Annotated in this window: 24 protein-coding genes and 1 riboswitch; of the genes, 8 read left to right on the forward strand and 16 right to left on the reverse strand. The window is 60.2% G+C overall.

The window, feature by feature from the left end; genetic code table 11:
• Positions 1 to 29: 29 nt before the first annotated feature.
• From ADG881_RS08225 to cbiB, 9 genes are all read right to left on the reverse strand, one after another.
• Positions 30 to 1,481 carry a cobyric acid synthase gene (locus tag ADG881_RS08225; protein ID WP_007148693.1) on the reverse strand — a complete coding sequence of 484 codons (1,452 nt, stop codon included), beginning with the start codon at positions 1,479 to 1,481 and terminating at the stop codon, positions 30 to 32.
• Positions 1,482 to 1,709: 228 nt separating this feature from the next.
• The gene (gene cobO / locus ADG881_RS08230; RefSeq protein WP_007151014.1) at positions 1,710 to 2,321 is read right to left on the reverse strand and encodes a cob(I)yrinic acid a,c-diamide adenosyltransferase; all 612 of its coding nucleotides are present in this window, start codon (positions 2,319 to 2,321) and stop codon (positions 1,710 to 1,712) included.
• Positions 2,314 to 3,678 (reverse strand): cobyrinate a,c-diamide synthase, encoded by a 1,365-nt coding sequence (locus tag ADG881_RS08235; protein WP_007150981.1) that lies wholly within the window; start codon positions 3,676 to 3,678, stop codon positions 2,314 to 2,316. The genes cobO and ADG881_RS08235 overlap by 8 nt, the downstream gene beginning before the upstream one ends.
• A 44-nt stretch (positions 3,679 to 3,722) precedes the next feature.
• A complete protein-coding gene (locus ADG881_RS08240) occupies positions 3,723 to 4,487 on the reverse strand; it encodes an ABC transporter ATP-binding protein (protein WP_007149905.1) in 765 nt (254 codons plus the stop codon).
• A gap of 51 nt (positions 4,488 to 4,538) precedes the next feature.
• Positions 4,539 to 5,519: an iron ABC transporter permease gene (locus ADG881_RS08245; protein WP_007151114.1), complete on the reverse strand. Its 981-nt coding sequence runs from the start codon at positions 5,517 to 5,519 to the stop codon at positions 4,539 to 4,541.
• Entirely contained in the window at positions 5,506 to 6,387 is an 882-nt protein-coding gene (locus ADG881_RS08250; protein WP_007149541.1) for a cobalamin-binding protein, read from the reverse strand. Before ADG881_RS08250 ends, ADG881_RS08245 begins: the two co-directional genes overlap by 14 nt.
• 27 nt (positions 6,388 to 6,414) lie before the next feature.
• Positions 6,415 to 8,235: a TonB-dependent receptor domain-containing protein gene (locus ADG881_RS08255; protein ID WP_007149203.1), complete on the reverse strand. Its 1,821-nt coding sequence runs from the start codon at positions 8,233 to 8,235 to the stop codon at positions 6,415 to 6,417.
• Positions 8,236 to 8,401: 166 nt separating this feature from the next.
• Positions 8,402 to 8,617, reverse strand: a riboswitch (cobalamin riboswitch).
• 72 nt (positions 8,618 to 8,689) lie between these two features.
• On the reverse strand, positions 8,690 to 9,697 hold the full coding sequence (gene cobD, locus ADG881_RS08260; RefSeq protein ID WP_007150693.1) for a threonine-phosphate decarboxylase CobD: 1,008 nt from the start codon (positions 9,695 to 9,697) through the stop codon (positions 8,690 to 8,692).
• A complete protein-coding gene (cbiB, locus tag ADG881_RS08265; RefSeq protein ID WP_039927324.1) occupies positions 9,694 to 10,623 on the reverse strand; it encodes an adenosylcobinamide-phosphate synthase CbiB in 930 nt (309 codons plus the stop codon). The genes cobD and cbiB overlap by 4 nt, the downstream gene beginning before the upstream one ends.
• A gap of 113 nt (positions 10,624 to 10,736) precedes the next feature.
• Between cbiB and cobT the strand changes: the two genes are divergently transcribed.
• Positions 10,737 to 11,792, forward strand: coding sequence for a nicotinate-nucleotide--dimethylbenzimidazole phosphoribosyltransferase (cobT, locus tag ADG881_RS08270; RefSeq protein WP_007151531.1), 1,056 nt, complete (start codon positions 10,737 to 10,739; stop codon positions 11,790 to 11,792).
• A gap of 55 nt (positions 11,793 to 11,847) precedes the next feature.
• Positions 11,848 to 12,444 carry a histidine phosphatase family protein gene (locus tag ADG881_RS08275; protein ID WP_007149990.1) on the forward strand — a complete coding sequence of 199 codons (597 nt, stop codon included), beginning with the start codon at positions 11,848 to 11,850 and terminating at the stop codon, positions 12,442 to 12,444.
• Between the two features lie 223 nt (positions 12,445 to 12,667).
• On the opposite strand, the gene cobU is transcribed toward ADG881_RS08275, so the two are convergent.
• The 4 genes from cobU to moaB form a co-directional block, all read right to left on the reverse strand.
• Complete coding sequence (gene cobU / locus ADG881_RS08280) at positions 12,668 to 13,186, reverse strand: bifunctional adenosylcobinamide kinase/adenosylcobinamide-phosphate guanylyltransferase (RefSeq protein WP_007151301.1); 519 nt, start codon at positions 13,184 to 13,186, stop codon at positions 12,668 to 12,670.
• Positions 13,186 to 13,764 (reverse strand): alkylphosphonate utilization protein, encoded by a 579-nt coding sequence (locus tag ADG881_RS08285; protein WP_007149648.1) that lies wholly within the window; start codon positions 13,762 to 13,764, stop codon positions 13,186 to 13,188. The genes cobU and ADG881_RS08285 overlap by 1 nt, the downstream gene beginning before the upstream one ends.
• A gap of 111 nt (positions 13,765 to 13,875) precedes the next feature.
• The gene (gene glp, locus ADG881_RS08290; RefSeq protein ID WP_007149978.1) at positions 13,876 to 15,117 is read right to left on the reverse strand and encodes a gephyrin-like molybdotransferase Glp; all 1,242 of its coding nucleotides are present in this window, start codon (positions 15,115 to 15,117) and stop codon (positions 13,876 to 13,878) included.
• A gap of 32 nt (positions 15,118 to 15,149) precedes the next feature.
• On the reverse strand, positions 15,150 to 15,662 hold the full coding sequence (gene moaB, locus ADG881_RS08295; RefSeq protein WP_007151564.1) for a molybdenum cofactor biosynthesis protein B: 513 nt from the start codon (positions 15,660 to 15,662) through the stop codon (positions 15,150 to 15,152).
• A gap of 315 nt (positions 15,663 to 15,977) precedes the next feature.
• On the opposite strand from moaB, the gene ADG881_RS08300 reads away from it, so the two are divergent.
• On the forward strand, positions 15,978 to 17,342 hold the full coding sequence (locus ADG881_RS08300; RefSeq protein WP_039926454.1) for a cytochrome P450: 1,365 nt from the start codon (positions 15,978 to 15,980) through the stop codon (positions 17,340 to 17,342).
• 71 nt (positions 17,343 to 17,413) lie between these two features.
• Here the strand turns inward: ADG881_RS08300 and ADG881_RS08305 are convergent, their stop codons facing one another.
• On the reverse strand, positions 17,414 to 18,244 hold the full coding sequence (locus ADG881_RS08305) for a mechanosensitive ion channel family protein (protein ID WP_007151096.1): 831 nt from the start codon (positions 18,242 to 18,244) through the stop codon (positions 17,414 to 17,416).
• A 177-nt stretch (positions 18,245 to 18,421) separates the two neighbouring features.
• Here ADG881_RS08305 and ADG881_RS08310 point away from each other — a divergent pair, with 177 nt between their 5' ends.
• Both ADG881_RS08310 and ADG881_RS08315 read left to right on the forward strand, forming a co-directional pair.
• Positions 18,422 to 19,063 carry an MBL fold metallo-hydrolase gene (locus tag ADG881_RS08310; protein ID WP_007148722.1) on the forward strand — a complete coding sequence of 214 codons (642 nt, stop codon included), beginning with the start codon at positions 18,422 to 18,424 and terminating at the stop codon, positions 19,061 to 19,063.
• A gap of 3 nt (positions 19,064 to 19,066) precedes the next feature.
• A complete protein-coding gene (locus ADG881_RS08315; protein ID WP_007148918.1) occupies positions 19,067 to 19,600 on the forward strand; it encodes a mechanosensitive ion channel domain-containing protein in 534 nt (177 codons plus the stop codon).
• Positions 19,601 to 19,866: 266 nt separating this feature from the next.
• Here the strand turns inward: ADG881_RS08315 and ADG881_RS08320 are convergent, their stop codons facing one another.
• Entirely contained in the window at positions 19,867 to 20,550 is a 684-nt protein-coding gene (locus ADG881_RS08320; protein WP_155136257.1) for a hypothetical protein, read from the reverse strand.
• 160 nt (positions 20,551 to 20,710) lie between these two features.
• Here ADG881_RS08320 and ADG881_RS08325 point away from each other — a divergent pair, with 160 nt between their 5' ends.
• The 3 genes from ADG881_RS08325 (at position 20,711) to ADG881_RS08335 (ending at position 22,167) form a co-directional block, all read left to right on the forward strand.
• Complete coding sequence (locus ADG881_RS08325; protein ID WP_007151272.1) at positions 20,711 to 21,043, forward strand: BPTI/Kunitz domain-containing protein; 333 nt, start codon at positions 20,711 to 20,713, stop codon at positions 21,041 to 21,043.
• A complete protein-coding gene (locus tag ADG881_RS08330; protein ID WP_007150719.1) occupies positions 21,040 to 21,378 on the forward strand; it encodes a hypothetical protein in 339 nt (112 codons plus the stop codon). Before ADG881_RS08325 ends, ADG881_RS08330 begins: the two co-directional genes overlap by 4 nt.
• A gap of 90 nt (positions 21,379 to 21,468) precedes the next feature.
• Positions 21,469 to 22,167 carry a DUF2057 domain-containing protein gene (locus tag ADG881_RS08335; protein ID WP_007148387.1) on the forward strand — a complete coding sequence of 233 codons (699 nt, stop codon included), beginning with the start codon at positions 21,469 to 21,471 and terminating at the stop codon, positions 22,165 to 22,167.
• Here ADG881_RS08335 and ADG881_RS08340 read toward each other — a convergent pair.
• The coding region (locus tag ADG881_RS08340; protein ID WP_232211708.1) for a fatty acid desaturase at positions 22,086 to 22,727 on the reverse strand (642 nt) is incomplete at its 5' end. The two genes, ADG881_RS08335 and ADG881_RS08340, sit on opposite strands and share 82 nt — an antisense overlap.

Consider the following 22,727-nt stretch of genomic DNA (forward strand, 5'->3'; position numbering starts at 1 on the left):
GGACTGCAGCCTGAAGGAGGGGGGACAGCCTAGTCAGCCCCTGAGATGGTTTCCTGCAATATCGTCATGTCCATATGGCTCTCCACCATATCGGCAAGCCGGTCCAGTTGCTGCTCCCGGTGAGCGGCATAATCTACGCCGCGATTATCGTGCAGACCGGCCCAGGCAAGGATGGCGTTGCCACTGTCTGCCACATCAAACAAACCGTGCAGGTAACAACCCATCACCAGGCCATCCTCACTCATGGCCCCATCGTATCGGTCACCCAGCATCAGCATGGGGCGGCTCAGAGCCTCTCCGCGGGTAATGCCGTTATGAATTTCGTAACCTTGAACAGGCGAACCTGAGGCCAGCAGCTTTCCCGATGTATTGGCAAGCTGCTTGCCCGCTATCAACTCGGTGCTCATGGCCAGCCAGCCCAGCCCCTGGCTGCTACCGGGGTCACTCTCCAGCCCCTGGGGGTCATCAATCCGTTCGCCGAGCATCTGAAAGCCACCGCAAATACCCAGCACCTTGCCGCCGTAACGCAGATGCTTTTCGATCTGTTTGTCCCACCCCTGTTCACGCAGGAAAGCCAGGTCCGCACGGGTGGCCTTGCTGCCGGGGAGGATCACCACATCCGCCGCCGGCCAGGGCTCGCCCATTTTCACAAAACGCAGGTTGACCTGCGGATGTAGACGCAGGGGATCAAAATCATTGTGGTTGCTCATACGCGGCAATAGCGGGACAACCACATTGAGCGCATCACTTTCGTGTTCGCCCTGTTCATCCACCGCGTCTTCTGCATCCAGAGTCAGGCCATGGAGATAGGGCAACACTCCGAACACCGGTTTGCCGGTGCGCGCTTCCAGCCAGTCCAGGCCGCCTTGCAGCAAGGAAATATCGCCACGGAAACGGTTGATCACAAAACCCAGGATGCGCTGCTGTTCGCTTTTCGACAAAAGATCCAGCGTACCGGTGAGGTGCGCAAAGACACCGCCGCGATCGATGTCCGCCACCAGGATTACCGGGCAATCCACCATTTCGGCAAAGCCCATGTTGGCAATGTCGTTATCGCGCAGATTGATTTCCGCCGGGCTGCCCGCGCCTTCGGCGATGATCACATCAAACCGGGAAGACAAATCCTGCCAGGCCGCCAGCACCGCCTCCCGGGCGGTTTCCTTGTAGGCGTGGTAATCCAGCGCCTGCATATTGCCCAGCACCTGGCCGCGAATAATGACCTGCGCGCCCATGTCGGTCTGCGGCTTGAGCAACACCGGGTTCATGTCACTGTGTGGCTCCACCCCGCAGGCCAGTGCCTGCAACGCAGTCGATCGGCCGATCTCGCCCCCATCCACGGTCACCGCACTGTTCAATGCCATGTTCTGCGGCTTGAACGGCGCCACCGAATAACCGCGCCGGGCAAACCACCGGCATAACGCCGCCACCACCGTGCTCTTTCCCGCATCGGAGGTGCAGCCCTGCACCATTAGCGCAATCATGAGCGACAAGCCTCAAGCCGCAAGCTACAACATGAAGAACACCATGAAGAAGACCGCAGCACTATCGCCGCGTCGCAAACGCTAGAGGTTATTCGCGTGGCATGACATACCTGCTTGCAACACCTCTCTCGCGTTGCAGCTTGTAGCTTGTAGCTTGTAGCTTTCCTCACAGCCCCTCCCCTTCGGCTTACCTGGTTTCGCTATTAATTATTCATTATTAACTATTAATTAAAGTTCGACTCCCTTCTGCGCTTTCACCCCCAGATCCTTGAACGCATGCTTCACCACTTTCATCTCGGTCACCGTATCCGCCAGTTCAATCAGTTCCTTCGGTGCATAGCGACCGGTGACCACGGCGTGCTGCATGGCCGGGCGATTTTGCAGGTCGTCCAGCACCCGATCCAGATCAAGGTATTCGTAGCGTAATGCGATATTGAGTTCATCCAGCAGCACCATGTGGTAGCTATCGTCCTGGAGCATGGCACTGGCGATATCCCAGGCGGCATTGGCGGCCGCCACGTCGCGCTCCCGGTCCTGGGTATCCCAGGTATAGCCTTCGCCCATCACGTGATAATCCACATTGGGAAGTTCTCGGAAAAAAGCTTCTTCGCCGGTACTGAAGGCCCCTTTAATAAACTGCACCACGCCCACTTTCATGCCATGGCCCAACGCCCGCGCCACCATCCCGAAACCGGAACTGCTTTTGCCCTTGCCCGGCCCGGTCAACACCAGCAGGATGCCCTGCTCTTTGTCGGCATTGGCGATACGGTCGCGCATGATTTCCTGTTTTTTGGCCATGCGCCAGGCATGGCGTTCAGGGGTTTTCGCATCGTCACGCATGGTCGTCTCCTGTGCGGGAAAGGGAATCCTGATCGGAAAAAATCGCTTCAGCTCGAAAATGGCCGTTAAAGATATCCGCCACCACTTGCGGAGCCGACGAAAAATAGCCGTGGAAGAAACTCGCCACCAGGCCCTGATCCTGATAGATCGGCTCGCCTTCCGTACCCGTTTGTTTCTGGCTGAAAACAGTGGGCGTTAACGGCGTCGATAAACAGCCATGGTGGAAGGTATGCCCACGCAGCTCCCCCTGTGGAGTGGCCAGCGACTGCATGCCCAGCCCCTGCAGTTTTTTCGTCAGCGCTGCCTCACCCGGCAACAGCCCGAAACCGGCATGGCGCTTTTCGTCGCCGTCTACCAGGGTAGCCATGCAACTCATCAAGCCGCCGCACTCGGCCAGAATCGGTTTGCCGGCAGCGTGGTGGTCGCGAATGGCGTCGCCCATGAGCGTATTCATCGCCAACGCTTCCCCGTGCAGTTCCGGGTAACCGCCCGGCAGCCATAGCGCATCTACCTGGGGCAACGCGGCATCCTGCAATGGGGAAAAGAACGTCAGGGTTGCCCCCATCTGACGAAGCACATCCAGATTGGCGGGATAAATAAACGCAAACGCGGCATCACGGGCAACACCGATATGGCAACCTTCCAGCAAGGGCGGCAACGGCTCAGGCGCCGCTGCGGAAAAACTCACCGACTGCGGTAACCGGTCCAGCCCTGCCTCCTGCAATACTGCTGCCGCCTCATCCAGACGCGCATCCAGATCCGCCAGCTCACTGGCCTGCACCAATCCCAGATGTCGCTCGGGCAGAGTCATGGCCGGATGCCGGGGCACCGAGCCCAGCAAGGTCACGCCCGCAGGCATGCCTTCCTGCAACAAATCGCCATGACGTTGGCTGGCCACCCGGTTGGCAATCACCTCGTTGACCACCAGATCATCGCGATAACTGGCCAACCCCAACGCGACGGCACCGAACGTTTGCGCCATGCCCCAGGCGTCGATCACCGGCAAGGCGGGGATACCCGCCAGCACCGCCAGATCCGCACTGGATGGCGTGCCGTCGAATAGTCCCATGGCACCCTCCACCAGAATCAGATCGGCCTCTTGCGCGGCCTGCGCCAGCCGCCAGCGGCATTCATCCTCACCGGTCATCCACGGTTGTAACTGGTACACCGGCGCACCGCTGGCCTGCTCCAGAATCATCGGATCCAGATAGTCCGGGCCGAACTTGAACACGCGAACCCGGCGCCCCGCATTGCGGTGCAGCCTTGCCAGCGCTGCGGTAATCAGGGATTTACCCTGCCCGGAACCCGGTGCGCTAATCAGCGCCGCCGGCACCGTGGCATTCAATAAGGTTGCCATCGTAGAACTCATTCTCGTTTGATTTTCCATCCACGCCGAATGCGCTAGCCGGGGACAAACACCGGCGCACCATTCACTTGTGCCACCACCAGCTTCTGATCGTAAAGACGTTCCAGCGCCTCCGGCACCAGCATGGCGGGCGCCGGGCCGAAGCACAGCTCTCCGTCCGGATAGAGCAGTAGCAGGTGATCACACCAGCGGGCGGCCAGGTTCAGATCGTGCAGGCACATAAACACCGCCGCACCGTTATCGGCCTGTTGATTCAACAGTTCCATAACGGCCACTTGATGATGTAAATCCAGGTGATTGGTGGGCTCATCCGCCAGCCAGATCGTTGGTTGCTGGGTCAGCGCCGTGGCAATGGACACCCGCTGCCGCTCGCCGCCGGACAAGGTACTCACCAGGCGATCCTTGAGCAGGTTCAGCGACAGCGCAGACAAGGCCTCTTGAGCGAAACGAATATCCTCGGCGCTCTCGCGTTGCCAGGCAGACAAAAAAGGATGGCGACCAATCAAAACCGTTTCCATCACCGTGGCGGGGAAGCTGTCCTGGCGCTCCTGGAACACCACCGCTACCTGCCGGGCCACGTCCCGGCGCGACAGGCTTGCCAGCGGCGAACCATTGAGACTCACCCGACCACGCCGCGGTGGCCGCAAACCCGCCAGGGTATGCAGCAACGACGTTTTGCCCGCCCCGTTCGGTCCCAATACACCCCAACGCTGGCCGGATTTCACCTGCAAACCAAGAGGCTCACCATCCGCACGACCCGGGATATCGACAATCAGATTTTCAATGTCCAGCACCGCCATGGCGCTCTCCGTTTGGTGACACAGGTTCCGGGCAATGCCTTTGCCGATCCATCAGCGGTTTCGATGCAGCAAAAACAGGAAAGTGGGCACCCCCAACAGGGCCGTAATCACCCCCACCGGCAACTGTTCCGGCGCCATCACCGTGCGCGCCAGGGTATCGGCCACGGTCAGCAGGGTACCGCCGGCCAGCACACTGGCCGGCAGGATGATGCGCTGATCATTGCCCAGTAGCAGCCGCAGCATGTGCGGCACAATCAATCCAACAAAGCCCACGCTACCGGCCGTGGTCACCGCCACCGCGGTCAGCAGGCTGGCAAGGATGTACACCAGCCACTCCAGCGGCTTTACCGCAATGCCCAACGCAGCCGCCTGCAACGGCCCCCGCGCCAGCACATTAAGGCTGCGCCCCAACGGCAACGTGAGCAGCACCGCCGGAACCAATACCAGCCAGGCACCATAGGGCGCACGGGCGTAACTCAAATCGCCCATCAGCCAATACAGCATGCCCGGCAGTCGATCCGCCGGGCTCATGGTCAACATGAACGTAATTACTGCGCCCCAACCAGCAGCCACCACCACGCCGGTCAGCAACAGTCGCGTCGGGGTCCAGCCACCACCACCTTGCGCCAGACCAAACACCAGCAGGGTGGACAACAGGGCGCCGGCAAAGGCTGAGCCGGACACCAGCGCCAGCCCACTCCCAATCAACATGGCCCCCAGCGCGCCGACGGCCGCACCACCGGAAATACCCAGCACATAAGGATCCGCCAGCGGATTGCGCAACAGCACCTGCATCAGGGCCCCTGCCAACGCCAGCAGCCCCCCGGTAGAAAAGGCCGCCAGCGCACGGGGGGCACGCAGCGACACGATCAGTTCCCGGTATAGTTCACTGCCGCCACCGGTCGCCACCGCCCACAGGTCCTGTAGCGAAATCGACACACTGCCCACCGCCACCGACAGCAACAGCGCCAGCAGCCCCAAACCCGTCAGCCCCAACAGGGCGGGAAGCGCCCGCTGCTTACTGGCGGGCACGGGCAGAATCCAGATGCCGGCACAGGGTACGGGCACCGGTCAGCATTTGCGGCGTGGGCCGCTGCAATGTGGAGGGCGAAACAAAAAACAGGTTGTCGTTTTTCACCGCCTGCAGGGTGGCAAACTGCCGCCAGGGATCCAGCCAGCCGGGGTCATCTTCGCCCATGCCCCCCGCAACGATGGCCTGCGGGTTTTTCTCCAGCACCGACTCCTTGCTGATACGCGGCGCCAGCGTGGGCAGATCGGCGAACACGTTTACTCCGCCACAAACCTGGATGGCCTCACTGATCAGATGCTCGCGGTTCACCGTCATCAACGGCTCTTCCCACACCTGATAGAACACACTGACTTTCGCCGCATCCGCGTAACGTTCACGCAGGACATCAATGCCGGCGCGGAAAGCATCCGCCGCGCCCTGGCCAACCTGTTCCGTCCCGGCCAGCCGGGCAAACCGTTCCAGCGTGGTGCTCACATCGGCAAACCGGCGAGGTTCGCTGTAATACACCGGTAAACCCAAGGCCTGCAGACGTTCCACCTGGGGCAATGGATTGCCACTGTGCCAGGCCACAATCAAGTCCGGCTTCAGCGCCAACACCGCCTCCAGATCCAGACGTTTGTAACTCCCCACCCGCGGTAATTTTTTCGCCGCTGGAGGGTAATCACTAAAACTCACTGCACCGACCATCTGCTCACCGGCCCCGGCCGCAAACAGCAGTTCGGTGGCTCCCGGAGACAAGGCGATAATGCGGCTGGCCGGTTTTTCCAGGCAGAGTTCACGCTGGGTATCGTCGGTGACACACACCGCCGCCATGGCCGTGTGAAACAGGGCCAGCATTGGCAGCAATAACCCCCAGCGTAAAACGCGCATCCACTCACTCCATCTGATGTTCCTGCACTACCTATCGTAGCGCAGGCTCAACATTACCGAACGCCCTGCGTTCATATAGTTCCAGCCACCAAAGTTCTGTGCGGTGGTGTATTCCTTGTCGAGCACGTTTTTCACCGCCAGACGTGTGGACCAGTTGGGCGCGAAATTCCAGCCCGCCCGCAGATCCAGCAAACCGAATCCGGACAGCCGCACGTCGTTATCGGCATCGTTATAACGGTGCCCCTGCAAGACCACACTGCCGCCCAGGGAAAACTCGCCCAGGGCCCGGTCCAGGTCAAAACGGAAACTGCGCTGGGACTGACGCTGCAGCACCAAACCGGTGTCCCGGTCTTCCGGATCCTGAGCCGTAAAGGCCGCGCCGGCACGCCACTGGTTGATCTCCATGCCAACGGCCACTTCGGCACCACGAATACGTGCCCGGTTCACATTGAACGGTGCGTACCGCCCTCCTTGCAAGGCATAGGCAATCAGGTCATCCACTTCCGTCTGGTAGGCGGCGATATCCCAGAACCAGTGCTGATACTGGCCTCTTGCCCCCACTTCTGTGCTTTTTGAGCTTTCCGGGTCCAGTTGATCATTACCAAAGCCCGGGAAGTACAGATCATTGAAGGTGGGCGCACGGAAGGCGGTGCCATAGCTGGCCCGGAGCCGATGGTGACTGTCCAGCTTGTAGCCCAGCGCCAGGCCTCCGGTGGTTTCACTGCCGTAGGCTTCGTTGTCATCGTAGCGACCGCTGGCCTGCACATCGACGTCACCAAAGTTCAGCAACAGCTGGGCAAAACCGGCGGTGTTTTCACGTTCGTCTTCCAGATACAGGGTCGTGCTGTCCACCAGATCCTGCAGGTAATCGGCACCCACCACCAGCTGGTGGTCCCCCAGCGCAAAAACGTTCTGCCAGTTCGCCGCCCGGCTGCGGGTGTTGAAGATGCTGTCCCGGTCCCCGTCGGTGAAGTTTTCATTGTCGTCACGGGCATCGCTGAGAATCAGTTTGCTCAGCCAGTTTTCCGTCACCCACAGCTGCCCTTTCACACCGGCAATCTGCATGGCGTAGTCAGTCACTTTTTCCTGCTCGGGGGTACTGCCTTCAAATTCGGTACTGCCCGCCGCGCGAAAACCGAACACGCCGATTTCCGCGTCGTTATCAAAACGGTGGGTCAGGCGAGCTACCGCAGACGTATTGTCGTAACCGCGATCTTCGCTGCCCTCACGGATTTCCGTGCCATCGGTATCGAAGCGGTCCACGGCCACGTTATAGCGCGTGCCATCCTGCTCGCCCTGGGCGCCGGCGGCGACCCGGCGACTGTTGAAGGAACCCCCGCCCAATTCCATCCAGCCGCTTTGCTCATTGCTCAGATTGCGGGCTCCCGGGGTAAAGACCTGCACCACACCGCCCACCGCATCGGCGCCATACAGGCTGCCACGGGGGCCGCGCACGATTTCGATACGGTCAATCAGCGTGGTGGGCAAAAACTGCCACGAAGGGCTACCGGCGGTGGCGGAACGCAACCGCACCCCATCGACCATCAGCAATGTGGAACTGCTACCGGTGCCCCGCAGGTACACACTGGTTGCCTTCCCGAAGGCACCGTTACCAGTGATATCCACGCCGGGTTGCCCGCGCAGCATCTCGGTCATGTCTTGCGGCTGGCGCTCACGCAATTGCTTTTCATCGATCACCGTCACCGACGACAACGAGGCCTCCGTGGTGCGGCTGGTCAGCGTCGGCGTGACCACCACCGGATCGAGCATGGAAACGCGCAGGGCGGCAGAATGATCGGGCTGTGCGGGCTCGGCGTAGGCAAACAGCGGCCACACAGACAAAGACATCGCGGCGCAGGCCGCAACGGAACGAAACAACATTGGAAGATCCCCCTCTGCCGTGCCCACCCGCACGGCCTGGATTTAGCCGCAGCAGAACAAGCACAGGGAGACAGGCGCCATCGCGCCAACACACCCCGCCATCGCCCACCGCAACGCCTGGTTGGAAGTCGCAGAGAACTTCCTTACCTTCGGCCGGTCTCCGGGCTGATGAGCGAGGGACAACCTCTCGACAGTCGCCTTCCCATGCAAAAGCACAGTGGCGTTTCGACTGTCGTTTACTCAATCACCGTTGCGGGGGCAGCGTCGGATTTAGCGCCTGAGGCTCTCACCGACTTCCCGTTTAACCCGCCCTGTGTTCAGGGAAGGCACCGAAAGGTGGCGCGAAAATACCAATGGCGGGGGGAACAAGCAAACACAAAAAGGCTTCATGAAAGGAACTCACGTTGGCTTGAGCAAAACCTCAAGCCAGCGCAGACAGGGCGGAGCGCAAACGATCCCATTGCGCCTCACTCCCTGCCAGGCCAAACCGCAGGGCTTGCGGCTCGGCAAAATACCGCACCAGAACGCCCTGCCTTGCCAGTGCCTCGAAGTGCACCTGCGACTGGTCGCCCGGACACCAGGCAAACAAATGGCTGTCTCCCCGGGGAAACAACCCGGCATCATTCAGCAACCCATCCAGGCGCTTGCGATCCTCTCGCAACCGCTGGCGCTGCTGTTGCTGCCAGGCCTGATCCTGAATCGCCTGCGCCATCACATACCGCGCCGGGTGGCTCATGGCCCAGGGCCCCAATGCCTGCTGCAAGGCGTGGCACAGCGCCGGTTCAGCGATCACCAACCCGGCGCGTAATCCGGCAAGGCCAAAAAACTTTCCCAGGGAGCGCAACACAACCAGGCCGGTCAGGTGCGCATCCGTCGCCAATGTCTCCCCCATGCTGGCATCCAGAAAGGCTTCATCCACCACCAGCCAACCACCGCTGGTGGCCAGCTGCTGGTGCCAGCGCCGCAGCGTGGCGGCCGGCAACAGGGCTCCGGTTGGATTATTGGGATTCACGCATACCAGCACGTTCAGACCTGTCAGTGCTTTCTCAACCTCGTCCACGGTCAGCAACACCACCTCATGGCCACCCTGTTGCCAGGCGCGGGCGTGCTCGGCGTAGGCCGGCGCCACAACGCCCACCCGGCAGGGCAATCGCAGGGCCGGCAAGGTTTGCAGCGCTGCCTGGCTACCCGCCACCGGCAGGCAACCGGCACCCGCGGGCAAGCCCAGCCAGTCACGAGCCACCGCGTCCAGGCCATCATCGTCCTCCGGGAGACGCTGCCAGACCGCCTCAGGAATGCTCGGCACCGGGTAACCATGCGGGCTGATGCCGGTGGATAGATCTAGCCAGTCGCTGCGCGGAATCCCCCATTGCCGGGCGGCCTGATTCAGGCGCCCACCGTGTTCCAGCCCTTCCGGCAATACACTCACAACAGCGCCCCCGCGATAAGCACCACCAGCCATAGCACCAAGCTACGCCGCACCAGCACAATGGCCGCGTCAATACTGTTCGAATCTGCTGTGCGGCCTTCACCCAGCAACGGTTTGTCTTTCCAGCCGCCGTGGTACGGGGCACCACCGCCCAATTGCACTCCCAGCGCCCCGGCACCCGCGGCCATCACCGGCCCTGCATTGGGGCTGTCACAGGCAGCAGCTTGTTGCCGCCAGCAGCGCAACGCCAAACGGCAACGGCCATGCAATCCACCCACCAGCGCATAACTCAACGCCGTCAGCCTCGAAGGCAACCAGGCCAGCGCGTCATCCAGTCGCGCAGCCGCTTTACCGAAGCGCTCGAAACGGGCCGTGCGATACCCCCACATGGCATCCAGCGTATTCACCAGCCGATGTAATACCGCACCGGGCAGCCCTGCCAAAACAAACCAGAACAGGCTGGCGAATACCGCATCAGCACCATTCTCCAACATGGATTCGGTAGCGGCCCGTGCCACCCCGTTGGCATCCAGCGCTTGCGTGTCGCGACTGACAATCCGCGCCACCTGCTCTCTGGCCAAGGGCAAATTCTGCGCCCGTAACGGTGCGGCGACCGCACGGCCATGGTCGGCCAAACTGCGCGCGCCAATCACCAGCCACAGCCCCACCACCTGCAACAGCCAGCCGGCCCATCCCGGTAATAACAACAACAGCGCCACCACAACCAGCACCCCCGGCACCACCAGCAGCAAAAGCGCCGCTGCGCCTTTCCCGACGCTGCCCGGCGCGCCCACATTCCAGCGCAATTCCAGCCACCCGGCCAACCGGCCAAACATCACCAGCGGATGCCCGCGACGCGGTTCGCCGACCAGCGCATCCAGCAAAGCCGCCGCCACCGCAGCGCTAATCAGGGAAACAGAAAGCATGATTTCAGTGTCATTGTCCGGCATCGATGCGGGGCAGTGTACTTGACACTCCCGGTTGCGGGGCAGAGGATTTGCCGCTTTCCGGCCCTGTGCCGCCCCAACCGGAGACGCCCGTGAGCACGCCTTTGCCTTGGCAACTGCCAATTACCGCCCCCAGCGATAGCCATCGGCAAGCCGCCCTGCACCGCCAGACCCAGCTCACCAAGCCTGCCGGATCCCTGGGTCGCCTGGAGTCTTTGGCCGTCCAGCTGGCCAGCTTGCAGGCCACAGACCAGCCCCAGGCAGAACAAGTAAGCATGGCCGTTTTTGCCGCTGACCATGGCGTCTGCGAAGAAGGTGTTTCCGCCTTTCCTCAAGTGGTCACCGGGCAGATGATTGCCAACTTTGTCACTGGCGGGGCGGCCATCAGTGTTATGGCCGAACAACTGAACGCCGATCTGGAAGTCATCAACCTGGGCACCGTCGCGCCACCACCCATTAGCAACGGCGTTATTGATGAACAGATCGCCCCGGGCACCCGCAACCTGGCTCGACAAGCGGCCATGTCCGACACCCAGCTACAGGCCGCTCTCGCCGCCGGAGATCGCGCCGCCCAACGGGCCGCCGAGCGTAACGCTCACCTGTTTATTGGCGGCGAAATGGGGATTGGCAATACCACCAGCGCCACCGCCCTGGCCTGTGCGCTGCTGGACGAAGACGCGGCCGTCCTCGCCGGACCCGGCACCGGGCTGACACCGGAAGGGGTGTCCCACAAGATCGACGTGATTACGCAGGCGCTGGTCCGTCACGGCAAACAATCCGACCCATTGGCGACACTGGCCTCATTGGGCGGCTTTGAAATCGCGGCGCTGGCCGGCGCCTTTATTGGCTGCGCGGTCCGTGGCATCCCGGTATTGGTGGATGGTTTTATTGTCTCCACCGCGGCCCTCGCCGCCTGCCGACTCCGCCCGGAATTACGGGACTGGCTGCTGTTCTCTCACCAGTCACAGGAGCCCGGACATCAGCGCCTGCTGCAAGCATTGGATGCCAAGCCGTTGCTGGATTTGTCCTTGCGATTAGGCGAAGGCAGTGGTGCTGCTGTAGCGGTACCGTTATTACGCAGTGCCTGCGCGCTGCATAACCGGATGGCCACCTTTGCCGATGCCAGTGTGAGTAATCAGAACGGATAAATTGTCGGATTACGGCTACGCCTAATACGACCTACGTGAGCAGGAATAGATACCAATGAGCACCACGTTTTTTGACTTGATTCGCCATGGTGAACCGGCTGGCGGTCAAATGTATCGGGGCCACAAGGACGACCCCCTGAGCGAGCTGGGCTGGCAGCAAATGCGTGACGCCATCCAGGCGGAGGATCAGTGGGACCACATCCTCACCTCACCCTTGTTACGCTGCCGGGAATTTGCCACCGAACTGGCCAGGGAAAAGAATGTACCGATCACTGTCGCTCACGATTTCAAGGAAATCAGCTTCGGCGACTGGGAAGGCAAAACCCGTGAACAGGTAGCGCAGGAATACGGCGATCATCAGGCCAACTTCTGGCGCGATGCAGAAAGCCATCCACCGAGTAATGCGGAAACCGTTCAGGATTTTCATCAACGCATTGGTGAAGCCTGGGCGCTATGGCAGGAAACGCTGAAAGGCCAGCGCGTGCTGCTGGTTTGCCACGGCGGCGTGATTCGCATGGTGCTGGCCCACGTACTGAGCATGGCACCCAGCAAAGCCATGGCCGGCTTCCAGGTGCCCTACGCCTGTCGCTCGAAAATACGACTGGATCAAACCGAATTTGGAACCTTGAGCTGCCTAGTATCACACGGCTAGTATTTTTTGTAGGAGCGCCACTTGAGGCGCGAACCGAGCGTCAGCGAGTGACGAGTTGCGAAAAGCAATAAAAACCAAAACCTTTCCGGGTTTTGATTTTCGAGACTCGCTACTCGTAACTCAAAACTGTGTTGTTCGCGCCTCAAGTGGCGTATTCGCTTCGCTCACCCTTCGGGCCGACCTGCGGTCGTTACTTCGCTACGCTACGTTCCTACAGAAAGGTCTAGCCCTTCAACGTCTGCGTAAGCCCCGCCACTGACAGCAGCACCGTATCGCATTTTTTTGCCAGTGACTGATTCAGCCAGCCCAGCTCATCGGCAAAGCGACGGGTTAACGGGTCCATGCCAATGGTCCCCAGCCCCACTTCATTGCTGACAATCACCACATTACCGGGGTACTGCCCCAGCGCCCCAAGCAAACTATCCCGCTCCCGGACAAACGCCGCGTCCCCTGCATGCAGCAAATTACTCACCCACAGGCTCATGCAATCGATCAAGACACAGGGGGCCGGTGACAACGTGGCCTGGCGGTTCAGCAAGGCGCCCAGATGCAGCGGCTCTTCCACTAACCCCCAGCTCGCCGGGCGTCGCATGCGATGGCGGCGAATGCGGTCGCTCATTTCACCGTCGCCCGCTGTTGCCGTGGCCACATAGACCACCGGATCGTTTTGCTCGGTAACCCGTTTTTCTGCCAGTGAACTTTTACCGGAACGAATGCCACCGAGAATCAGACTGTGCGGCATCAGTTTTTCTTCACAAACTGGGTCAGAATCACAATCCGCTGGCCCTCTACCCGGCCTTCGATGTGCTCGGGGTTATCCTGAACCAGGGAAATATTGCGTACCGCAGTGCCACGCTTGGCGGTGAAATTGGCCCCCTTCACATTCAGGTCCTTGATCAGCGTGACCGAATCACCGGCTTCCAGCACGGCACCATTACTGTCGCGATGCAATTCCCGCGCTTCTTCCGTCTGGCCTTCACCGGTCGCCTGGGCCCAGGCCAAGGTATCGTCATCCAGATACAACATATCCAGCAGATCCTGCGGCCAGCCCTCTGCCTGCAAGCGCGTCAGCATACGCCACGCCAACACTTGCACCGCCGGCACCGGGCTCCACATGCTGTCGTTCAGGCAGCGCCAGTGGTTGGCGTCTTCATTACCCGGGTTGTCCAGCTGGGTCTGGCAGGTTTCACACAGCAGCACACTCTGCTCGGCGGTGCCATCCGATTCCGGCGGCACCGCATACACCGCCAGGGCATTACCCGCGCCACACAGTTCACAGCATGAATTGGAGCGGGCAAGCAGCGAGGATTCCAGTGTCATGTAACACTCCTTTGTTGGGCGCGCAGTATAGCGGATTTGATAGCCCCGAACCGGGCGCAGGTGACAGCAATGGTTTTTGGCTATCTCTGCCCGGTAACAGGTTTCTCGCGTCTATCCGCCCAGCAACCCGGAAAACGATAAAAACAATAACGTATCGCCCGGCGATACCGTGCCACCCTCCGGCACCACCGCCAGGCCGTCGGCCCACACTGCAGAACTGAGCATGCCGGAGCTCTGGTTGGGATGCTTTTTCAGGATCAGCTGGCCGGATTCAGACACACACCGCACGCGCAGATACTCCTGCCGCTTGGCCGGTTTTTTAATGGTGAAATCCACAGGTAACGGCATGGCGGTTGGCAGCACCGCATCGGCACCGCAAGAACGACGCAGGGCGGGTAAAACCAGCATCAGATAACACACCAGCACCGCCGACGGGTTGCCCGGCAAGCCAAAAAACGGAATGTCATCAATACGCCCGTAAGTGAACGGCTTGCCCGGCTTGATCGCCAACCGCCAGAAGTCCAGCTCACCATGCTCCGCCAGCACCGCACGCAAATGATCCTCTTCACCCACGGACACGCCGCCGGTGGAAATAATCACATCCGGGCGCTGCGCGGAATCGGTGAGCACCCGAGTGAGGGTATTGCGAATAATGGCAGGATCATCGGGCAGGTGCTCACGCTGTACATTCACAAACCCGCTTTGCAGCAACAGCTGCGTCAGTTGCGGCCCATTACTGTCGAAAATTTTCCCCGGTAGCGGCGTCTCTTCCGGCGACTGGATTTCATCACCGCTGGTCAGAATCAACACCCGGGGTGTATTCACTTTTACCGTGGCGATCCCCACCGAAGCAATAAGACCCACCGCTTGCGGTGTCAGCCTGTCACCCCGTTCCATCACCACGTCGTCGCGACGGGCATCCTGCCCCGCCGGGCGTATATTCTGTCCGGCAGTAACCGTGTCCTTGCCCGGCAACCGCACCCGGGTTTCCGCGATCTCACAGTCTTCCTGCATCAACACGGTATCGGCCCCGGCAGGAACCGGCGCCCCGGTAAATATCCGCGCCACCTGCCCCGGCGCCAAGGTGGCCGGTGCATCCCCCGCCGCCACCCGCAGCGGCATGGGCCGAGTCAGCCCCGGCTCGTCCAGGTCCGCATGGCGCAGCGCCACACCATCCACGGCGGCGTTATCAAACGCCGGCACATCCACCCGGGAAGTCACCGCCTCAGCCAGGTATTGCCCCTGACAATCCGCCAGCGGGATCTCCCGGACCGCCCGGAAGGGGCGCGCCGAATCCAGCAGGCGCGCCAACGCCTCTGCCACCGGCATCAATGTCTGTTTGGATTCCTGCACGTTTCCTCCATGGTGCCGTCGCAGCGGCAGTTTTATCGGCGCACCTGGGCCACAAAATTACAGGGACGGTGGCGGGCATCCAGCTGCTCCTGAATGATGCGGTCCCAACCGGTGGCGCAGGCATTGTTGGAACCGGGCAGACAGAAAATCACCGTGCGATTGGCCAGCCCGGCCAGGCAACGGGACTGGATAGTGGAAGAGCCAATATCCTCAAAGCTCACCTGACGAAACAGCTCACCGAACCCTTCGATCTGTTTGTCGAACAGGATCGACAACGCCTCCGGGGTAGAGTCTCGCCCGGAGAATCCGGTCCCACCGGTGGTGAGAATAATCTGGATGTTCTCGTCGGCAATCCAGTCCGATACCACCTTGCGCAGCTGGTATACATCGTCCTTGACGATCTGGCGAGCGGCCAGGGTATGGCCCGCGCCTTCCAGGCGCTGCACCAACAGGTCGCCAGAGGTATCGGTTTCCGGGGTTCGGGTATCGCTGACGGTCAACACCGCCACGGCCAGAGGCTCGAATTGCGCCGCAGGCTTGGACATAGACTCTCTCCTTTCAGATGGCCTAATACTACCACGCTCACCGCCCCGGGCTGGACAGAACAGCACCGATTGACCGTTGCCGACAGCCCCTGTTCTGCATTACATCCCGGGGGTAGATTCAATGGACCCGTTTCCATGGTCTCTGCGTGGATGCATGGCGCATGAATTTGCTGCCACAGGACATTTTCTGCAAGAGAGATGTAGTTGGTCTACTTCCGATTAAAGAAGGTGTTCTGTGGTAGTGAAGGCTTGTGCCAGGCGCCGCGCAGAGACCATGGAAACGGGTCAATACAAGGTGTTTATCGGAGAACCGTCATGAACCGTATGGAAGTCGCCCAGCAAGAGGCCGCACAACTGCCACGGATGCCCCAGCGCAAGCTGGAGGATATTCCCGGTGACTATGGCTGGCCGTTACTCGGGCATACCGTGCCGTTCCTGAAGGACTATCAAAAGATGGTCACCGAGCACGCCGCGCAGCACGGGCTGGTCTTCAAAGGCTCGGTACTGTTTCAGCGTGGTGTGACTCTGCTCGGCCCGGACGCCAACGAATTCGTGCTCAAGGATCCTGAGCATGCCTTCTCCAGCCGTGCCGCCTGGAACCCGATTCTGGAAAAACTGTTTACCGACGGGCTAATGCTGCGTGATTTTGCCGACCATAAATTTCACCGGCGCATCATGCAGCAGGCCTTCAAGAAACCGGCCCTGGCCAGCTACCTGGACCGCATGAACAGCCACATCGGCAGCGAGCTGGACAACTGGCCCACCGGCGAAGAACTGCGTTTTCTGGACCATATCAAATCCCTGTTACTGGACGTGGGCGCACAGATCTTTTTTGGCCTGGAAATGGGCCCGGAATCCGACAAGGTAAACCAGTCTTTTATCGACGCCACCGACGCCTCCCTGGCGGTTGTGCGCCTGCCGATCCCCGGCCTGCTGTGGCACCGGGGCATGAAGGGCCGCCGCTATCTGGAGAATTTTGTCACCGGACTTATCCCGCAGAAACGCGCCAGCGATACCCCGGATTTCTTCAGCGAACTGTGCAAGGCGGCAGACGAGGAAGGCGGCCTTTCCGATCAGGACGTGATGAACCACATGATCTTCCTGTTGTTCGCCGCCCACGACACCACTACCAGCACCCTGTGCTCCATTATCTACATGCTGGCCAAACACCCTCACTGGCAGGATGTGCTGGTCAACGAAATGGAAGGGCTGGGCAAGGACACTCTGGACTATGACGACCTGGGGAAAATGGAAAAAACCGGCTGGGTATTCCGCGAGACCCTGCGTATGCGCCCGGCACTGACCACCTTCCCCCGCCGCACCGTCAAGGATGTGGAATACCAGGGCTACACCCTGCCCAAAAACACCCTGGTCAACGTGTCCACGCTCTACACCCATTACATGGAAGAATACTGGAGCAACCCGACCACCTTCGATCCAGAACGCTTCAGCGACGAACGTGCCGAACACAAGAAGCACTTTTACCAGTGGGTTCCCTTCGGCGGCGGCCACCACAAATGCCTGGGGCTGAACTTCGCCGAACTGCAAACCAAGACCTTCCTGTTCCAGTTTCTGAAACGTTACCGTGTCAGCGTCAAACCCGGCTATGAACTGCCCACCCAACAGGTACCGCTGATCATGCCGAAGGACGGGTTACCGGTGGTGCTGGAGAAGCGATAAATCAGCACGGCTTCGAGCTACCAGCTACGAGTTTTTACTCAAAGCTGACAGCTCGTAGCTCGAAGCTGCCTTTATGATTGCTGAAACAAATGCACATCCCGCTGCGGGAATGGAATGGTGATGCCGGCCTTGTCGAAGGCGTATTTCACCTGCTCGAACAAACCAAAATACACCGGCCAGTAATCCTCCGAATTCACCCACACCCGCGTCAGCATATTGATGCTGCTGTCCGCATGGGCGGAGACAAAAATATTCGGGTCGAATTGCTCACCGCTGAGGATACGGTCGTCATTATCAATGACCGACTGGATCGCGGCCCGGGCCTGCTCAATGCTGTCGCCGTAGCTGATACCAAATTCGATATCCACCCGCCGCTGCGGCTCCACAAAAATATTCTTGATGCAGCCGTTGGACATGAGACCGTTGGGAATCACGATGCGCTGGTTGTCATAGGTAATCAGGATGGTGTTGAAAATCTGGATATCCCACACCCTTCCGGTATATCCCTGCGCCTCGATAATGTCCCCCAAACGGTACGGCTTGAAGAACAGGATTAGCACCCCGCCGGCAAAGTTGCCCAGGCTGCCCTGCAGCGCCAGCCCCACCGCCAGGCCAATGGCACCGAGCATGGCAATAAACGAGGTGGTCTCTACCCCGACCATACCTGCCACGGCCACCAGCAACAGAATTTTCAACAGCACGTCGATAAAGCTGGTCATGAACTTCTGCAGGGTGTCGTCCACCGCCTTGTGGCCCAGTACCCGGTTCATGCCCTTGATCACCCGCTTGATGATCCAGAAGCCGACCACCAGCGTAACCACCGCCAGCACCACCTTCGGCAGATAGGCCATGCTCAGCTCGATTGCCTTGTCCAGATACGGCTGGATTGATTCCATATCCATGATTCCCTTCCTTAGTGAGTTATGTAGACCGTTAAAATACCACCAAGACGTCATCCGCAAACCGTCACTACGTCAGAATTTGCCAATATTTACCCTTGCCCCATTGCCCGCAGGGGAATGAATCCCCCGGCGGATTAACGCTATACTGCGGGCTCATTTTCCACCGCACAGACAGCCATGAAATACGCCATCCTGCCGGTCACCCAGTTTCAGCAGAACTGCTCCTTCCTGAAGTGCGAAGCCACCGACAAGGTCGCCATCGTCGACCCGGGCGGTGACCTGAACCAGATACTGGCAACCCTGAAGCAGGTGGGCGGCACCCCGGAGAAGATCCTGGTGACCCACGCCCATCTGGACCATGTGGGCGCCGTGGCCGAGCTGGCCGAAACCTTGGGGTTGCCCATTGAAGGCCCGCACCGCGATGACCAGTTCTGGATCGACATGTTGCCCCAGCAGGCACAGATGATGGGCTTTGCGCCTTCGCCGCCGTTCACCCCGAACCGCTGGCTGGAAGGCGGCGATACCGTCACGGTGGGCAGCACCCAGCTGGAAGTACGCCATTGCCCCGGGCACACCCCCGGGCACGTCGTGTTCTATCAGCGTGAAAGCAAACTGGCCGTGGTCGGTGATGTGCTGTTCAACGGTTCCATTGGTCGTACCGATTTCCCCAAGGGGGATTTCGACACCCTGATCACCGCCATCAAGGAACAGCTGCTGACCCTGGATGACGACGTCTCCTTTATTCCCGGGCACGGGCCCATGTCCACCATCGGCCACGAACGCACCCACAACCCCTTTGTTTCAGGCAAGCACGGATAGAACATGGATTCAGTAGTCATGAAATGGGGACTCACCGTCGTCATCGCGATTCTGGGTTGGGCCCTGTCCATCCTGCTGCGCGGCATCACCAAGCGGCTGGGTCGCCGCCGCAATTACTCCCGCGCCCGTATCTTCCAGACAGCGGTGGTCATCAACAGCGCCTGCCTGATTATCAGCCTGATCGCCATTGGGGTGTTGTGGGGATTGAAAGGCGACGGTCTGATGGTATTTGCCACCTCGCTGATGGCACTGCTCGGCGTGGCGCTGTTTGCCAGCTGGTCCATGCTCAGCAACGCCACCGCGGCCATCATTCTGTTCTTCAGCGCCCCCTACAGAGTGGGCGACCGCATTCGCCTGCTGGACGGCGACAACACCGTCACCGGGCAGATTCGTCACATGGGACTGATCTTCATCACCATTCAGGATGAGCTGGGCCACCGTTACACCCTGCCCAATAACCTGCTGCTGCAAAAAGCCGTGATCCGCCTGCGCGGCGATACCCTGCCCCGGGATCAAAAACACATGCGGGCAGATTAACGGTCACAACGCTCGGCTCGTGCCCCCTTTGGCCCGCCCGGCACAAAACATTCTCGCTGCGTTCCATTCGCCCCCTGTAGGAGCTCCCTTCCAGGGGACGAACCGCACATCGTCTGCAGCTCGCTCTATCTTTTCTGCCCCATCAAGACCGCCTATCAAAAATGGAGTTTGAAAGCGTGTCGCCTCGCTACGCTCGGTTCGTCCCCTGGAAGGGAACTCCTACAACGGCTCCGTAGCGACCGCCAGGGAGCCGAGCAAGCGCGTCGCTACATCCTGTAGCCAAAACTCAGCATGTACTGGGTGCCATCGTAGGGGAAATCCGCGATGGCATCGTTGAAATCCATCTCTACGGTCTGCTCGCGCACCACAACTCCGAACTCCGAATTGCCACCCACGGAAAAGATCAGCCCCAGCGAGGCGTAAGCCCCATAGCCAAAACTAAAATCCCGGTCATCCCCGTTCACCACCACCGCCGTACTCAGCGGCTGGGGATAAGGCTTTTCCTGTTCCTGCTTCAGGGAGCCCATCAGCAACATGGGGCCACCGGAGACAAACAGCCGCGCGCGATCACTGAAATTGATATCCCCGTAGCCTCCCAGCAGGGTGCCGAACAGGAACATCTCATTCTCCACCTTGACGTTCACGGTGGCGCCGCCATTCACCACCCCCGAATAGCTCACCGAATCGTTCTGCCAGCTGATCACCGCACCGCCTTCATAGCCGTAACGGAAGCGATCGCCGCCTCCCAGAATTTTCTGCACCCCGCCGGTGAAGAACGGCAAATCATCGTAGTCCCCATCCAGCGTGGTGCCATTGGCAGTCACCGTGGTGTCCTCATCGTTCAGCTGCAGCTTGCCGGCCTGCAGGAACATGTATTGAGCATCCTGCGCCCAGGCCGGCGCCGCCAGCAGCCCACCCACCAGGCTGATAATCCGCAATCCTTGTCTCACCGGTCTCCCCCCTCTGCAACACCTTGATAGCAACAGCATAGTGCAGATTTTCTACCAAGAACATGAACCGGTTACCGCCGCATTCAGAGTCCGGTAAAGTAGCAGCAACGGAGAATACCCGGCCCCACGGAGGGAACCGGAAACCCATAAAGGAACTGCCATGCGAACCCTGCTGCTTCCCCTCATTACCGCCTTGATTGCCGCAGCCGCCCTGCTCAGTGGCTGCCAGAACAACCAGGAACCCGGCACCGCCACACTCCCGGATGCCTGCTCCCAGCCGCCGGAATCCGGCATGTGCAAAGCCGCATTCCAGCGCTATTACTACGATGCCGACACCGGCAGCTGCCAGACCTTTATCTGGGGCGGCTGCAAGGGTAGCGTGCCGTTTGAAACCCTGGAGGCCTGCACCCAGGCCTGTAATGCCACCGGCAGTCCAGCTCCCGCCAAGGGCGCCCCCGTCAGCACATCCGCCACCAAAGAGGCCCAACAATGAGTAACACCAGCACCGCCAGCCTGGCACGTGTCGTCTACGTCCTGCACCTGGTCGGCCTGATCACCGGCGGGCTCACAGCCATCGTCGGCGTCATCATCGCCCACCTTCATGCCGGCGACGCCTCACCACCGCTGCGCGAACACTTTCGTTTCCAGTACCGCACCTTCTGGATCGGCTTGCTGTACTGGTTCATCGCCGGCATCACCACCCTGGCCCTGATTGGCTGGCTGCTGATGGTGGTGATCACCATCTGGTGGATCATACGCTGCGCCCGGGGCCTGAGCGCCCTGAACCGCAACCAGCCCCCCGGCAAGATCGACACCTGGGGCTTTTGATACCCGTCCGGCCTACCTGTCACATAAATGACATAGATGCCGGCCAGACTGGCCGGCTCGCTCCCCTCAACCCGCTCCCAAGGAGAAGTCATGTTGTCCCTGCGCCTGCTTACCCTCACCCTCTGCACCCTGTTTCTCGCCGCCTGCGCCCGCAGCCCGGTAGTCCAGCTGTACGACGGCCCGGCCAAAGCCGACAGCCAGGTGCTCACCGTGAAGGTCCCCAGCGAAATTGAAGTGTTCACCATCAACGGCAAGGAAGTGGAAGGCGTGAACACCTTCTTCGCCACCGACTTCAAGGAACTGAAACTGGCCCCCGGCCGCTATGAGATTCTCGCTTACTACAAGGAGCTGTGGCAGCTGGATGCGGACAACCATGAAATCGTGAAAAGTAATCCGGCCAACTTTGTCATCGACGGCAAGGCCGGCGATCAATGGCAGCTGGGCTTCAACCAGCCACAAGACGTGGAGCAGGCCCGCGCCATGGAAGACAGCTTCAGCGGCTGGGTAGCAAACAGCAAGACCGGTGAGCGAGTGGACGCCCAGGAATCCGGGCTGATCCTCAACCGCGGCTTTCTGGCCCCCATCGCCGGCGAAGAAGTGACCACTGCCACCAGCAACAGCGTAGCCCCCCAGGCCTCAGCAGGTGCTGCCGCCGGCGCCACCGCTGCCAGCGCAAAAAAGAGCACCACCGTGGCCCCGGAAGCCAGCTACCTAGACACCCTGAAAGCGCAGTGGAAACAGGCCACCGCAGAAGAACGCCGCGAATTCCTGCAATGGATTGCGGAATAACGAAAAACGAGTTTCGAGTTTCGAGTTTCGAGTTTCTCCGGGAACTGTTCCACCTCTTCCGGGAAGTGACCGTTATAAATCACCTGGGAAGACCACAGGTTACGCGCCACATTGGCCGTCAGGTTACCGGCGAACACGAAGGGGGCGAACGGACCCGCCAGGGCCGGGAACAACAGATAGTCCTTGACCAATTGCTTGCGCATCTTCTTCCAGGTCGGCTTGAATTCGGCCTTCACCTCTTCCTTGGTCTTGGTCTTGTAGATCAGGTAGTCCTCCAGCTTGAGGCTCTGAATCGCCACAAAGTGCTGGAAGAAGGTAGCCAGGATGCCTGCCAGGATCGGGTTGAACAGGAAGCGGGGCTCCCATTCCTGGTCTTCCGACATGCGCAGGATGCCGTAACCAATGTCATGGTCCTTGTCGAGCACGTTGGTGAAGGTGTGGTGCTCGAAATTGTGGGTCTGCTTCCAGGCCGTGTTGGTGCAGGTGTTGTCCCAGTCAAAAACCTTGGAGTTAATGGCCGGATCACCCATCCAGTCGTACTGGCCGTGCATCACGTTATG

Origin of the sequence: Alcanivorax sp. DG881, assembly GCF_000155615.1 — a bacterium.
Lineage (GTDB): Bacteria > Pseudomonadota > Gammaproteobacteria > Pseudomonadales > Alcanivoracaceae > Alcanivorax.